The organism is Streptomyces sp. NPDC090106 (assembly GCF_044747265.1).
Lineage (GTDB): Bacteria > Actinomycetota > Actinomycetes > Streptomycetales > Streptomycetaceae > Streptomyces.
Genome location: NZ_JBIVDS010000015.1, coordinates 142,653 through 155,867 on the forward strand (window position 1 = coordinate 142,653; position 13,215 = coordinate 155,867).

The 13,215-nt window shown below is 73.3% G+C and carries 11 protein-coding genes and 1 tRNA gene; 5 read left to right on the forward strand and 7 right to left on the reverse strand.

Annotation, left to right across the window (positions count from 1 at the left end; translation table 11 throughout):
- Positions 1-166: 166 nt before the first annotated feature.
- The 3 genes from ACIPSE_RS38180 to ACIPSE_RS38190 all read right to left on the reverse strand — a co-directional run bounded on the left by ACIPSE_RS38180 (position 167) and on the right by ACIPSE_RS38190 (position 2,947).
- Complete coding sequence (locus tag ACIPSE_RS38180; protein WP_401672291.1) at positions 167-1,147, reverse strand: ribose-phosphate diphosphokinase; 981 nt, start codon at positions 1,145-1,147, stop codon at positions 167-169.
- 133 nt (positions 1,148-1,280) lie between these two features.
- Positions 1,281-2,729, reverse strand: coding sequence for a bifunctional UDP-N-acetylglucosamine diphosphorylase/glucosamine-1-phosphate N-acetyltransferase GlmU (gene glmU, locus ACIPSE_RS38185; RefSeq protein ID WP_401672293.1), 1,449 nt, complete (start codon positions 2,727-2,729; stop codon positions 1,281-1,283).
- 143 nt (positions 2,730-2,872) lie between these two features.
- Positions 2,873-2,947: transfer RNA gene (locus tag ACIPSE_RS38190), tRNA-Gln, on the reverse strand.
- Between the two features lie 270 nt (positions 2,948-3,217).
- Between ACIPSE_RS38190 and ACIPSE_RS38195 the strand changes: the two genes are divergently transcribed.
- Entirely contained in the window at positions 3,218-4,525 is a 1,308-nt protein-coding gene (locus ACIPSE_RS38195; protein ID WP_401672296.1) for a sensor histidine kinase, read from the forward strand.
- 35 nt (positions 4,526-4,560) lie between these two features.
- Here the strand turns inward: ACIPSE_RS38195 and ACIPSE_RS38200 are convergent, their stop codons facing one another.
- Positions 4,561-5,055 (reverse strand): SUKH-3 domain-containing protein, encoded by a 495-nt coding sequence (locus tag ACIPSE_RS38200; protein WP_401672553.1) that lies wholly within the window; start codon positions 5,053-5,055, stop codon positions 4,561-4,563.
- A 22-nt stretch (positions 5,056-5,077) separates the two neighbouring features.
- Between ACIPSE_RS38200 and ACIPSE_RS38205 the strand changes: the two genes are divergently transcribed.
- Positions 5,078-5,353, forward strand: coding sequence for a hypothetical protein (locus ACIPSE_RS38205; protein WP_401672298.1), 276 nt, complete (start codon positions 5,078-5,080; stop codon positions 5,351-5,353).
- On the opposite strand, the gene ACIPSE_RS38210 is transcribed toward ACIPSE_RS38205, so the two are convergent.
- On the reverse strand, positions 5,301-5,861 hold the full coding sequence (locus ACIPSE_RS38210) for a YwqJ-related putative deaminase (RefSeq protein WP_401672301.1): 561 nt from the start codon (positions 5,859-5,861) through the stop codon (positions 5,301-5,303). The genes ACIPSE_RS38205 and ACIPSE_RS38210 overlap by 53 nt on opposite strands.
- Positions 5,862-6,243: 382 nt before the next feature.
- Between ACIPSE_RS38210 and ACIPSE_RS38215 the strand changes: the two genes are divergently transcribed.
- The 3 genes from ACIPSE_RS38215 (at position 6,244) to ACIPSE_RS38225 (ending at position 11,108) form a co-directional block, all read left to right on the forward strand.
- A complete protein-coding gene (locus tag ACIPSE_RS38215; RefSeq protein WP_401672303.1) occupies positions 6,244-7,242 on the forward strand; it encodes an HNH endonuclease in 999 nt (332 codons plus the stop codon).
- 8 nt (positions 7,243-7,250) lie between these two features.
- Positions 7,251-10,031 carry an SUKH-4 family immunity protein gene (locus ACIPSE_RS38220; protein ID WP_401672305.1) on the forward strand — a complete coding sequence of 927 codons (2,781 nt, stop codon included), beginning with the start codon at positions 7,251-7,253 and terminating at the stop codon, positions 10,029-10,031.
- A 189-nt stretch (positions 10,032-10,220) separates the two neighbouring features.
- On the forward strand, positions 10,221-11,108 hold the full coding sequence (locus ACIPSE_RS38225; RefSeq protein WP_401672308.1) for a cellulose-binding protein: 888 nt from the start codon (positions 10,221-10,223) through the stop codon (positions 11,106-11,108).
- 7 nt (positions 11,109-11,115) lie between these two features.
- On the opposite strand, the gene ACIPSE_RS38230 is transcribed toward ACIPSE_RS38225, so the two are convergent.
- Positions 11,116-11,604, reverse strand: a complete 489-nt coding sequence (locus ACIPSE_RS38230; RefSeq protein WP_401672310.1) for a GNAT family N-acetyltransferase — start codon at positions 11,602-11,604, stop codon at positions 11,116-11,118.
- Positions 11,605-11,622: 18 nt separating this feature from the next.
- Positions 11,623-13,158, reverse strand: coding sequence for an MFS transporter (locus tag ACIPSE_RS38235; RefSeq protein WP_401672312.1), 1,536 nt, complete (start codon positions 13,156-13,158; stop codon positions 11,623-11,625).
- Between the last annotated feature and the right edge of the window lie 57 nt (positions 13,159-13,215).

Below are 13,215 nucleotides of genomic sequence, written 5' to 3' on the forward strand. Positions count from 1 at the left end.
CGAACGGCCTGCTACGAAGAGCGCGTCGATAACGGACAACCGACCTGAACCAACAGGTACGGCCTCCCTCGCCGAGCAACTGGTGCAGTCTACTCGGCGAGGAGGCCGTCGGAAAAATCGATCAAGCACAACCCCGTACGGGAGGGCACGGGGCCGCGCGTGATACCTACTGCTCGTCGAACAGGCTCGTCACCGAGCCGTCCTCGAACACCTCGCGCACCGCGCTGGCGATGGTCGGCGCGATGTCCAGGACGGTGAGCTTGTCCAGGTCGCGGGCGAACTCACCCGGGGTCGGCAGCGTGTTCGTGAAGACGAACTCGCTCACCCGGGAGTTCTTCAGCCGGTCCACGGCCGGGCCGGAGAGCACACCGTGCGTCGCCGTCACGATGACGTCCTCCGCGCCGTGCGCGAACAGCGCGTCCGCGGCGGCGCAGATCGTGCCGCCCGTGTCGATCATGTCGTCGACCAGGACGCACACCCGGCCCTCGACCTCACCGACGACCTCGTGGACGGTGACCTGGTTCGCCACGTCCTTGTCGCGCCGCTTGTGCACGATCGCCAGCGGCGCGCCGAGGCGGTCGCACCAGCGGTCGGCCACGCGCACGCGCCCGGCGTCCGGGGACACGACCGTCAGCTTGTCCTTGTCGACCTTCGCGCCCACGTAGTCCGCGAGCAGCGGCAGCGCGAAGAGGTGGTCGACCGGGCCGTCGAAGAAGCCCTGGATCTGGTCGGTGTGCAGATCGACGGTCAGGATGCGGTCCGCACCGGCGGTCTTCATCAGGTCGGCGATCAGACGGGCCGAGATCGGCTCACGGCCGCGGTGCTTCTTGTCCTGCCGGGCATAGCCGTAGAACGGCACGATGACCGTGATGGAGCGGGCCGACGCGCGCTTGAGCGCGTCGATCATGATGAGCTGCTCCATGATCCACTTGTTGATCGGAGCCGTGTGGCTCTGGATCAGGAAGCAGTCGGCGCCGCGCGCGGACTCCTGGTACCGGACGTAGATCTCGCCGTTCGCGAAGTCGAAGGCCTTCGTCGGGACGACCCCGACACCCAGCCGCTGGGCGACCTCCTCGGCAAGCTCGGGGTGGGCGCGGCCGGAGAAGAACATCATCTTCTTCTCGCCGGTCGTCTTGATCCCGGTCACAGCACTGTCTCCTCAGAGGTGTCTCAGCCGGCTGACGGGAGACCTCGCCGCTGGGCGCGGCGGGCCGTTCCGGCCGACGGGGTGCGGGTGTGCACTTATCACGGTACGACGACTTTGGCGCACCTGTTTCCGGTCAGTCCTCGTTCGCGCCGTCCCGGGCGGCGGTCTCGGCGGCCTTCGCCGCCGCGCTCCCGGGACGCTTGCGGGCCACCCAGCCCTCGATATTCCGCTGCTGGCCACGGGCCACGGCCAGCGAACCGGGCGGTACGTCCTTGGTGATGACGGAGCCGGCGGCGGTGTACGCGCCGTCCCCGACCGTGACAGGCGCCACAAACATGTTGTCCGAACCCGTCCGGCAGTGCGACCCGACGGTGGTGTGGTGCTTGTCCTGTCCGTCGTAGTTCACGAACACGCTCGCGGCGCCGATGTTGGTGTGGTCGCCGATCGTCGCGTCACCGACGTAGGACAGGTGCGGGACCTTCGTCCCCTCGCCGATGGAGGCGTTCTTCGTCTCGACGTACGTCCCGATCTTGCCCTTGGCGCCGAGCCGGGTGCCGGGGCGGAGGTAGGCGTAGGGGCCCACGGTGGCGTTCTCGCCGATGTGCGCGCCGTCGGAGACGGTGTTGTCCACGCGGGCGCCGGCGCCGACGACGGTGTCCTTGAGCCGGGAGTGCGGGCCCACCTCGGCGCCCTCGCCGACGTGGGTGGCGCCGTGCAGCTGAGTGCCGGGGTGGACGGTGGCGTCCCGGCCGAAGGTGACCGTCACGTCGACCCAGGTGGTCGCCGGGTCGATCACGGTGACGCCGTCGAGCATCGCCCGGTGCAGCAGCCGGTCGTTGAGGGTGCGGCGGGCCTCGGAGAGCTGCACCCGGTTGTTGATGCCGGCGATCTCGCGGTGGTCGGCGGCGACGGACGCGCCGACGCGGTGCCCGGCCTCGCGGAGGATGCCGAGGACGTCGGTGAGGTACTCCTCGCCCTGCGAGTTGTCGGTCCTGACCTTGCCGAGTGCGTCGGACAGGAGCTGTCCGTCGAAGGCGAAGACCCCGGAGTTGATCTCCCGGATCGCACGCTGCGACTCGGTGGCGTCCTTGTGCTCGACGATCGCGGTGACGGCGCCGGCGGCACCCTCGCGCACGATGCGCCCGTAGCCGGTGGCGTCGGGCACCACGGCGGTCAGGACGGTGACGGCGTTGCCGTCGGTGGTGTGGGTGTGCGCGAGGGCGCGCAGGGTCTCACCGGTGAGGAGAGGGGTGTCGCCGCAGACGACCACGACGGTTCCGTCGACGACCCCGCCGAGCTCCTCCAGGCCCATCCGGACGGCGTGGCCGGTGCCGTTCTGCTCGGCCTGCACGGCGGTGCGCACGTCCGGGTCGACGCCGCCCAGGTGCGCGACGACCTGCTCGCGCGCGTGGCCCACGACGACGACCAGGTTCTCGGGGTCCAACTCGCGGGCTGCGGCCAGTACATGGCCCACGAGACTGCGTCCGCAGATCTCGTGCAGGACCTTGGGTGTGGCCGACTTCATACGGGTGCCCTCACCCGCTGCGAGAACGACGACGGCTGCCGGGCGGTTGGCGCTCACGGGATGCCCTTCGGCTGTGGAGGGGGTGGGGTGGACATCCGCAGGATACCGGGGTGTTTCTTGGGGGACATGAGTGTGGGCCCTGACTGACCTGTCAGGGCCCACACCCGTGTAACGCTCTTGTCGTGCCACTTCTGGTCCAGTGGCTCCCCCGCCAGGACTCGAACCCGGACAAATGGCACCAAAAGCCACGGTGCTGCCAATTACACCACGGGGGATCATTCCCGGCGGGACCCGACAAGTCGTCAGGCCGCCGAGTGGCGACCCCTACTATGCCGTACCCGGTGCCCTGCGTGCGACGGTGCGAGCCGGGGCCCGGCCGCTCCGCCCGAGGGGGCGGAATGATCACTTCCGGGGGCGAACGGTGTCCGTATCGGCAGTTCGAGAAAAATCGGGTGGTTTCGCTTCCGCCCGGTCCTCGTCCGTGGTGTAGCCCAGACCACAAAACTCACCGGAAAACGCGCACCCGCCGCCCGTAGGCTGGAGTCATGACCACGACGGGGGAAGACCACGCCGCGGGCCGGACCGGGCCCTGGTGGTGGGAGAGGTGGCGCAGTGCGGCACTGGACATGGGCCTCGCGCTCGTGTCCGTACTGGAGTGCGCGGTCGAGGGGTACGACTTCGCCGGGGACGCCGGGATCCCGGCCGCGGCGGGGATCGTCTTCGGGATGCTGGCGGGGTCGGCGCTGCTCGTGCGGCGCAAGTGGCCGATCGCGGTCGTGCTCGTCTCCATCGCCATCACCCCGGCCCAGATGGGCTATCTGATGGGCATCGTCGGCCTCTACACCCTCGCCGCCTCCGAACTGCCCCGGCGGATCATCGGCTCGCTCGCCGGGATGTCCTTCGTGGGCATGCTCATCGTGATGTTCGTCCGGGTGCGGCAGAGCACCGAGACCAACAACAGCGACCTGGGCGGCTGGTTCGTGCCGTTCGCCGCCGTCGCCATCTCCATCGGCCTCACCGCGCCCCCGCTCCTGCTCGGCCTGTACGTCGGTGCCCGGCGCCGTCTGATGGAGAGCCTGCGCGAACGCGCCGACTCCCTGGAGCGCGAGCTCCAGCTGCTCGCCGAACGCGCCGAGGAACGCGCCGAGTGGGCGCGCAACGAGGAACGCACCCGGATCGCCCGCGAGATGCACGACGTCGTCGCGCACCGGGTGAGCCTGATGGTCGTACACGCCGCCGCCCTCCAGGCCGTCGCCCGCAAGGACCCCGAGAAGGCCGTCAAGAACGCCGCGCTGGTCGGGGACATGGGGCGGCAGGCCCTGACCGAGCTGCGGGAGATGCTCGGGGTGCTGCGCAGCAAGGAGAGCGTCGCCCTCACGCGGGACGCCGTGCCGCTGGCCGCGGTGCGGGTCGCCGCGGCGGCCGCCGCGTCCCGGGCCGCCGACGAGTCGGCCGACGGGCCCTGCCTGTCCGAGCTGGAGGAACTCGTCGGGCAGTCGGCCGCCGCCGGGATGGTCGTCGATCTGACGGTCGAGGGGGCGGCCCGCGCGTACACCTCCGTGATCGAGCAGACCGCCTACCGCGTGGTGCAGGAGGCGCTCACCAACGTCCACAAGCACGCCGCCGGCGCCAAGACGTACGTCCGGCTCGCCCACCGGGTCTCCGAGATCGCGATGCAGGTGGAGAACGAGCCGCCGCCGGAGCTGGGGGTCGCCTCCTCCGCGCGGCTGCCCTCCGGGGGCAACGGCCTGGTCGGGATGAAGGAGCGGGTCGTCGCCCTCGGCGGCGTGTTCGTGTCGGGGCCGACGGACGCGGGGGGTTTCCGGGTGTCGGCGGTCATTCCGTCGGCGTAGGGTCCGCCCGCCTGTTCGCCCCCGGCCGGGGCGGCTCAGCCCGCGGTGAGCCGTACCGGCTCGATGCCCGAGACGAGCGCCGCCAGGGCCTGGTCGATGTCCTGGCCGAGATACCAGTCGCCGGTGTGGTCGAGCGCGTAGGCGCGGCCCGCGCTGTCGATGGCCAGCAGGGAGCCGTTGTCCGTCTCGGTGCCCAGGGGGCAGACGTCGGCGTCGAGGGCGCGGCCGAGGTCGCCGAGCGTGCGGGCCATGTGGAGGCCGTGCAGCGGGTCGAGGTGCAGCCGCGCGGGGGCCACCTGGCGGCCGGGACCGGTGGGGGCGAGGTGCAGGCCGCCGAACTCCGCCCAGGCCTCGATCGCGGCGGGGAAGACGGCGTGCCGGTGGCCCGCGGGGGAGGCGTGGTCGCGCAGGGTGTCGGCCCAGATCTCCGCCTGCTTGATGTCCCATCGTCCGGGTTGCCAGCCGGCGGCGCGCAGCGCCGCGTCGACCGGTACGGGAAAGCGCGTGCTGGAGGTGCGGTCGGGGTGCATCTGCCCTTCGATCGTCGACGTCATGGTCGTGGTGCTGGTGGTGCTGGTGGTGCTCGTGGTGCTGGTGCGTGTGCTGCGGGTGGCGCTTGTCGTGCGGGGGGTGCTGCCGGTGTTTCTGGTGTTGGTCGTGCTGTTCGTGCTGGTGGGGCTCGCGGTGTCGGTGGTGCTCGTGGTGCTGGTGGTGGTGCGGGTGGTGCCGTGGTGTTCGTGCCGGGTGGGGCGGGTGGTCCTGGTGGGGTGGGGTGTCAGTCGCCGGCCGCCGCCGGGTCGACGATGCGTACGCCGAAGTGGGCGCTGAGCGCCGTGCAGGCGCGGCACGGCGAGGCGAAGCCGCCGTGCAGGGGGTCGCCGTCCTCACGGATGCGACGGGCGGTGAGCTTGGCCTGCTTGAGGGCCTTGCGGGCCTCGCCGTTGGTCATCGGCTTGCGGGCGGCCCGCTTGCTGCGCGCCTCGTCCACGGCGGCCAGATGACGGGAGATGAGGATCGTCTCGGCGCACCGGCCGGTGAAACGGTCGCGCTGGGTGCTGGTGAGCGCGTCGAGGAAGTCCTGGACGAGCGGGTGCAGCGGCGGTGCCTGGTCGCCGCGCGCGGCGGTGCTGGTGAGCGTGGCGCCGCGGACGGAGAGGGCGGCGGCGACGGTGGGGAGTATGCCGTCCCGGCGGTGGCGGAGGGCGGGCACGGCGGCCGCCTGGGTGGCGCTCCAGCCGACCCGGGGGTCGCCCGAGCCGCCTGTGTGCGGTGCCGGACGCGGTGCCGAGTGCGGTGCCGAATGCGGTCCCGTCTGCGTCGTATTCATGATCATCATCCCCTCCGAGCATCCCCCCGGACGACACAGAGTGCCAAACGCCGTGGCTGCTGCGGAAGCTGGGGCGCCACGACACGCCCGGGCCGGGGCGTGCTGTCACGGCGGGCTGACGGCCTGTCGACGGCGTGTCACGGAAGCGGAGGACGGCTGACCGGTGCCCGGTGACCGGTGTCGTCGTACCGCATAGGCTGTCCGCACCCGCATGTGTGCGGTCGGCTGTACGGGCGTGGCGCGTGTGTCGCCTAGCGCGTATGTGCGACTGCCGCGCGCGGTCGACGCGTCGGTCGATGTGTCGCAGAAGTCGCCTACGGACTGGGGCGCGCCGGGGCCGGAGGGAGCCGGACGTCGCGGGCCGTACAGAGTGCCGCAGGGGGCAACCGCCATGACGACAGGTCGGCTCGGGCAGAAAGCCGCGCCGCCGAACGCGGCCTATGCCGGGCAGGTCGTGCACTTCCCGGACCCGGTCCGGGCGGCCCGGCACCCCAGAGGGGTGCGGGTGGACGAGCACGGCTATCCCGACTTCTCGGCCTACGCGCGCGCGGCGGCGGAGATCGCCGAACCGCCCGAGGGCTTCGGCGTCGACGAACTGCGGCTCACGGACTACGTCTCGGCGAACGCCGTGATGGCCGCCGCCGGCCACGAGCTGTGGGACACCGTGCCCTCCGTGGCCACCCCGCACGGCTGGACCTGGCACCACGCGGTCGGCTCCCGGCGGCTGGAACTGGTCCCCGTCGACGTCAAGGCGCTGCTGCGGCACCACGGCGGTGTCGCCACGGCCGCCGTGGACCACACCAAGCGCGGTACCCGCCCGCTCCAGGAGACCCGGCCCGCCCACTTCGGACTGCCGAAGTCCGGCGCCGCGGTGTCGGAGTCGCAGGTGCTGGGCGTCGAGGAGGAGCTCGGGTACCGGCTGCCGGGCGCCTACCGCTCCTTCCTCAAGGCCGCCGGCGGCTGCGCGCCCGTCGGCACGGCCCTCGACCCCGAACTCGGACTCCTGGTCGACCAGCCGTTCTTCACGGTGCGCGACGAGGCGGCCGTCAACGACCTCGTCTACGTCAACAAGTGCCTGCGCGACCATCTGACCAAGGACTACCTCGGCGTCGGGTTCGTCCAGGGCGGCCTGCTCGCCGTGAAGGTCAAGGGCGACAGCATCGGCTCCGTCTGGTTCTGCGCCTACGACGACGCCCGTGACGTCGATCCCTCCTGGGCGCCCGCGGAGCGCGTCGAGCGGCTGCTGCTGCCGTGCGGCACGGACTTCGACGCGTTCCTGTCCCGGCTGGCCGGCTCTCCGCCGGAGCTGGAGACGGTGGCGAATCTGATGGTGGACGGCGGGTTCGCCCGGTCCGTCCCGGTGGCCTCGGCCTCGCCGGTGGGGGAGTGACTTCGACGATGGTGACGTTCGCACAGGCGCAGGAGCGCGCCGAAGAGTGGATCAACGGAGACGTGCCGTCGTACCAGCACCGCGAGGTGCGGGTACGCGAGTTCGAGCTCGGGTTCGTGCTGTGGGCGGAGGACCGCGCGGACGGGCCCCGCTCCGACGGCGGCGCCCAGCGGCTGGTCATCGCCCGTGACAGCGGTGAGGCCACCCTGTGGCCCGCGCTGCCCGTCGGCGAGGTGATCCGGCGGTACGAGGAGGAGTACGGGCGTCCCGACGACGCCGACGACGCGGTCTCGGACGCGCCCGCGCCCGCCGCCCGGGTCGATCTGAACCAGACCTCGTTCCTGCTGACTCCTCCGGAGTGGTTGCAGGAGGCCGCGGATCAGATGGGGATTCCGGACCGCCGGACCGGGGCCGGGACGGATGGGGTCGGCAGGACTGGCGGGACTGGCGGGACTGGCGTTGGGACCGGTGCCGGTGCCGGAGTCGGGGCTGGTTCTGGTGCCGGGACCGGGGCTGCGGCTGCTGCTGGGGTCGGGGCTGGTTCTGGTGCCGGGGCCGGGGCTGCTTCGGGGGCTCTGCCCGAGACGCAGGCCGGGGTGCCGGTCTCCGCGCCGGGGGCGCCCGTCGGGAACAGTGCGCCCGGTGTGCCCGCCGGGGCCACCCCCTGGACCGGCACGGACACCAACGCCGACATGGGCGACGACCGTTCCGTCCCGCTGCCCGCGACCGTGTTCGCCCCGCCGCTGAGCGGCTCCGACGACGAGCTTCCCCCGCACGCGACGCCGCCGGACGCGCAGACCGCGCTGATGTCGGGCGGCAGTCAGCTTCCGCCCACGGCGGTGTCACCGGCGCTCGGTACGCCGCATGCGCCGGGGGCGCCCGCGCAGGGCGTGCCGGGTGCGCAGGGTGTGCCGGGGGTTCCGGGTGCGCCGGGGGTTCCGGGTGGGCCGCAGGGCAGTACGCCGCCGCCCGTGCCGGGTCCTCCTTCTTATGGCTATCCGCAGGGTCCGCCGTCGGCCGGCGGTGTGCCTGGTGCCGGTGGTGTGCCGGGTGGTGCACCCGGTGGTGCGGGCGGTGGTGCGGGCGGTGGTGCGGGCGGTCCCGGTGCGCCGGGGCAGCCGCTCGCGGCGCACGCCGGTGACATCGCCGACGCCGCGACGAGCAAGGCCGCGCCGCCGCCGCGTCGCGCGCGGGGCGGCGCGAATCCTCCGCCTCCGCCGGGCGTGCCTGGCGCGCCGGGCGCGCGGCCGGGGGGTACGCCTCCGCCTGCGCCGCCCGCGCCGGGGGTGCCGGGTGCACCTGGGGCGCCCGGTGTACCGGGTGCGCCGGCCGGTGGGTATGTGCCGACGCAGCTCGTGTCCTCGCTCGGGCCCGACGGACCGGGGGGCGCGCCTGCCGGTCCGGGCGCCCCGCCTGTTCCGGGCGCGCCCGGCGCGCCCACGCCGCCTGGCGCTCCCCAGCCCCCCGGCACGCCGCCGGGTGGGGTGCACCATGCCGCGACGATGCTGGCGGGCCCGGGGCCCATGGGCCCTGGTGGGGGCGCGTCGCAGCCGCCGAACGCCCCGGGTGTTCCTGGAGCGCCGGGCGCACCGGTGCCTCCGGGCGCCCCGGGTACGCCTCCCGCGCCGGGCGCGCAGGGAGCCGTTCACCACGCGGAGACGATGCTGGCCGCGCCCCCCGTGGGCGGCCCCGGCGCGCCTCCGCCGCCGCAGGCCCCCGGCGTTCCCGGTATGCCCCCGGGCGCGATGCAGCCTCCGCCGCCCCCGCAGCCGATGCCGGGTCAGGGGCCCGCGTACGGCTATCCGCAGCAGACGCAGCCGACCGTCGGCCCCGGCTACCAGGCCGTGTTGCGCTACCGCGCGCAGGACGGCTCCGAGCAGCAGCTGATCCGGCGTTCGGCGCCGGGCACGCCGCACCCGGAGTGGCAGATCTTCCACGAGCTGCGGGCGATGAACGTGCCGCCGGACCAGGTGCTGGAGCTGCACACGGAGCTTGAGTCGTGCGAGCTGCCGGGTGCGTACTGCTCGCGGATGATCCGCGAGCAGTGGCCCCAGGCGCGGCTCGCGAGCATCGCGCCGTACGGCACGGACCACGCGAGCCGGCAGCAGGGGATGCAGCAGCTGCTGGCCCATCAGGGTGAGTTGCACCAGGTGGCCGACGGCCCCGCGCGCCCGGCGCCGGTGCGCGCGCCGCTGCCGCCGGTGCAGGCGGCGCCGCCGATCCCGCCGGAGGGTGTGGCGCAGGAGCTGGCGGGCGCGTTCGGGCCGGGGATCTTCCGGTTCGAGCAGGTCGCGGTGTCGCGCCAGGGTGTGCCGCCGGTCGTGGCGCACTCGCTGGTGGTGGCGGGTCTGCCCGCGGACATGGGCCCCTTCTTCTGGGCGCAGGCCCAGCCGGGTCGCCCGGTGCCGACGCTGGCCGAACTGGCGCAGGAGCGCGGCGTGCAGCCCGCCCCGGACGCCGGCTCGTACCTCGTCATGGGCAGCGACTTCGGCAAGGCGATCTGCGTGCAGTACGGCACCGCGAACATCGTCGCCGTGCCGGTGGAGGCGGGGCCCGGCGGAGGCGCCGTGCCGCCGCAGTTCGTGAACACGGGTCTGCCCGAGTTCCAGCGCTGCCTCGCCCTCCTCGGGCGGATGTGGCGGCTGCGCTTCGGTCTCAACCAGGAGCAGGCGGGCCGCTGGACGGTCGATTTCCAGGCCCAGTTGGCCTCGCTCGACCCGGCCGCACTCGGTTCGCCCGAGAGCTGGTGGTCGGTGCTGCTGGAGCAGATGTGGGACGGCCTGCTGTAGCGCGCGGGACGTCGTAGGCGCTGACGAGAGGCGGGTCCGGTCGGACGACCGGACCCGCCTTCGTGCTGTCCGGGAGCGTGCGGCCGTGACCTACCTGCGGAGTGTCGCGTTATGCACTCTTATCCCCGATACATCAAGATGTGCGCGAAATCATCATTTCGCGTCCTTTCGATGGAGAGGGGTTCCCGGATGAGCGGCACATCTGCCTCGTCCCACGGCTTCGTGGCCGTTCGAAAGCGTGGCTACCGTCCCGAACGGGTCGACGCGTTCCTCGCGGCGCTCTCCGAGGACCGCGACGCCTCCTGGGAACGCGCCGCCCGGCTCACCGTGCTCGCCAGGGAGATGGAGGCGGAGCTCGCGGGTCTGCGCGAGGCCGTCGCACGGCTCGGCCCACAGACGTACGAGGTCCTCGGGGAGCGGGCGCGCCGGATCTTCGAGCTCGGTGGCGAGGAGGCCGCCGCCGTGCGCGACGGCGCGCAGGACGAGGCGCAGCGCCTCGCGAAGGCGGCGCAGGCGCGCGCGAACAGCGTGCACGACGCGGCACAGGCGCACGCCGACTCCGTACGCGCCGATGCGGAGGAGCGGGCGCGGCAGCGGCTGCTGGCCGCGCGCGCCGAGGCGGACGAGGTACGGGTCCTCGCCCGGCGTGAGGTGAAGGAGGGGCGCACGGAGGCGCTCGAAGCGCTGCGCGAGGTGCGGCAGCGCACCACCGGCATGCTCGCCGAACAGGCCAGGGAGCACACGGAGCGCTGGGCCGCCGCGGAGCGCGAGGAGACCGAACGCGCCGCCGCGTTCGACGCCCGCCATGCCGAGCGGGTCGCCCGCGCGGAGGCCGCGCTGTCCGACGCCAAGCAGGCGTTCGCCGACGCGGAGGACTCCACCCGCCGCCGTCAGGAGGAGGCACGCGCGCGTGCCGCCGAGGTCGTCGCCGAGGCGCACGTCCGCGAGGAGCGCGTCGCCCGCGACACCGAGCGCGTGCTGCGCGAGCACGGGGAGCGCTGGGACGAGGTGCGCGCCCACATGGACCACGTGCGCAGCAGCCTGACCTCTCTGACGGGCCGGGCACCCGCCGAGTGACCCCGCGTCAGGGCGCCTGGAGCGCGCGCCGGTAGCGCAGGGCGGGACGGCCGACGAGGATCTCGTGGCCGACGGAGGTGAACGCGTTGCGTTCGAGCACGCGCCGGGAGCCGGTGTTGTCGAGGGCGGCGACCGCGCCGAGCGACGTCAGCGCGTACGCCGTCCCCGCCAGCCGGCAGACCTCGGCGACCGCCTCCGTGGCCACCCCGCGGCCCGCCGCCCGTTCGGCGATCCGGTACCCCAGCTCGGCGCCGCCGTCGGTGACGTCGACCAGGTTCACGCGCCCGAGCAGGCGCCCCTGTTCGTCCGTCACCACGTGGAAGTGGCAGACCCCGGCGTCCTGTTCGGCCAGCCGCTCGCGGTGGAGGTCGAAGAACCCGGCGAAGAACGCGTCCCCGCGGTCGGACACCGAACGCGCGAAGTACTCCCGGTTCTCCCGCTCGAAGGCCAGCACCGCCTCCGCGTGATCGGCCCTGAGCCGTTCCAGCCTCACCATGGGCGGCACCCTACGCAGTCACCGGTCCTGGATCACCGGGAATTTCCGCGGCGCCAGGAGCAGCAGCACCAGGAACGCCAGCGCCGCCGCGCCCGCCGCCCCCAGGTACACGGCGTGGACGGCGTCCGCGACGGCCCGCCGCAGCGTCTCGGAGCCGCCCGCGGTGTCCATCGCGCGCGTGACGGAGTCCAGGTCGCCGGCCCCGCCCAGCCGCGAGGCGAGCACCCCGTTGGCGACGGCGCCGAACAGGGCCGCGCCCACGGTCTGTCCGGTCTGGCGGCAGAAGAGGACGGACGCCGTCGTCGTACCGCGTTCCTCCCAGACGACCGTCGACTGCACGCCCACGATCAGCGGCAGCTGGAACAGGCCCAGGGCGGCGCCGAGGCCCAGCATCAGGAGGGTGGGCTGCCAGGCCTCGCCGGGGTAGGGCAGCAGGGGGAAGGACACCAGCAGCAGGGACGCCGCGCCCATGCCGAGCATCGCCGTGTTGCGGAAGCCGATGCGCCGGTACACGTGCTGACTGAGCGCGGCGGACACCGGCCAGCTCAGCGTCCACACGGTGAGCACGAACCCGGCCGCCACCGGGGCGAGTCCGAGGACCGACTGGGCGTACGTCGGCAGGAAGACCGTCGGGGCCACCATGAGCAGGCCCAGGGCGCCGAGGGCCAGGTTGACCGCCGCGATGGTCCTGCGCCGCCACACCCAGCCCGGGATGATCGGCTCGGCGGCGCGCCGCTCGACCAGGACGACGACCCCGGCGAGCGCGAGTCCCGCGGCGAACAGGGCGAGCGAGGGCGCCGACAGCCACGGCCAGGCGACGCCGCCCTGGACCAGGGCCGTCAGCAGGACGCCGCCGCACGCGAACACCGCGAGGGCGCCCGCCCAGTCGACCCGCGCGCGCGTGGCGGGCTTCTCGCGCCGCGGCTCGTGGAGATGACGGACGATCAGCCACAGCGCCACGGCGCCGACGGGGAGGTTGACGAGGAAGATCCAGCGCCAGCCCGCGTACGCCGCCAGCAGGCCGCCCACGCCCGGTCCCGCGACCGCGGAGACCGCCCAGACCGTGGAGAGCTTGGACTGGATCTTCGGGCGCTCCTTGAGCGGGTACAGGTCCGCGGCGAGCGTCTGGACGGTGCCCTGGAGAGCCCCGCCGCCGAGGCCCTGGACGATCCGGAAGGCGATGAGCGCGCCCATGTTCCACGCCACCGCGCACAGCAGCGAGCCCAGTAGGAACAGCGCGGAGCCCGCGATCAGCACCGGCTTGCGGCCGAAGGTGTCGGACAGCTTGCCGTAGACCGGGAGCGTCACCGTCACGGCCAGCAGATAGCCGGAGAACAGCCAGGAGAAGACCGAGAAGCCGCCGAGGTCGCCGACGATCTGCGGGACGGCCGTCGACACGATCGTGGAGTCCAGCGCGGCCAGGGCCATCGCGAGCATCAGCGCGGCCACGACGGCGCCCCGCGCGCGTGGGGCCGTCGCGGGGTCCGGCGGCCCGGTGTCTATGCCGGAGTCCGCCTTGTTCTCCCCCTGGTCCACGGGGTCCCCCTGATCCACGGGATTCCTTTCCCCCTGCATCTATCTGCCGCCGAACACCTTCTCACTTGACCCTCA

Coding starts and splice junctions, on each gene's coding strand:
- ACIPSE_RS38195 (WP_401672296.1), top strand. CDS start 3,218: ATGACCACGACGGGGGAAGACCACGCCGCGGGCCGGACCGGGCCCTGG.
- ACIPSE_RS38200 (WP_401672553.1), bottom strand. CDS start 5,055: ATGCACCCCGACCGCACCTCCAGCACGCGCTTTCCCGTACCGGTCGAC.
- ACIPSE_RS38205 (WP_401672298.1), top strand. CDS start 5,078: ATGGTCGTGGTGCTGGTGGTGCTGGTGGTGCTCGTGGTGCTGGTGCGT.
- ACIPSE_RS38210 (WP_401672301.1), bottom strand. CDS start 5,861: ATGATGATCATGAATACGACGCAGACGGGACCGCATTCGGCACCGCAC.
- ACIPSE_RS38215 (WP_401672303.1), top strand. CDS start 6,244: ATGACGACAGGTCGGCTCGGGCAGAAAGCCGCGCCGCCGAACGCGGCC.
- ACIPSE_RS38220 (WP_401672305.1), top strand. CDS start 7,251: ATGGTGACGTTCGCACAGGCGCAGGAGCGCGCCGAAGAGTGGATCAAC.
- ACIPSE_RS38225 (WP_401672308.1), top strand. CDS start 10,221: ATGAGCGGCACATCTGCCTCGTCCCACGGCTTCGTGGCCGTTCGAAAG.
- ACIPSE_RS38230 (WP_401672310.1), bottom strand. CDS start 11,604: ATGGTGAGGCTGGAACGGCTCAGGGCCGATCACGCGGAGGCGGTGCTG.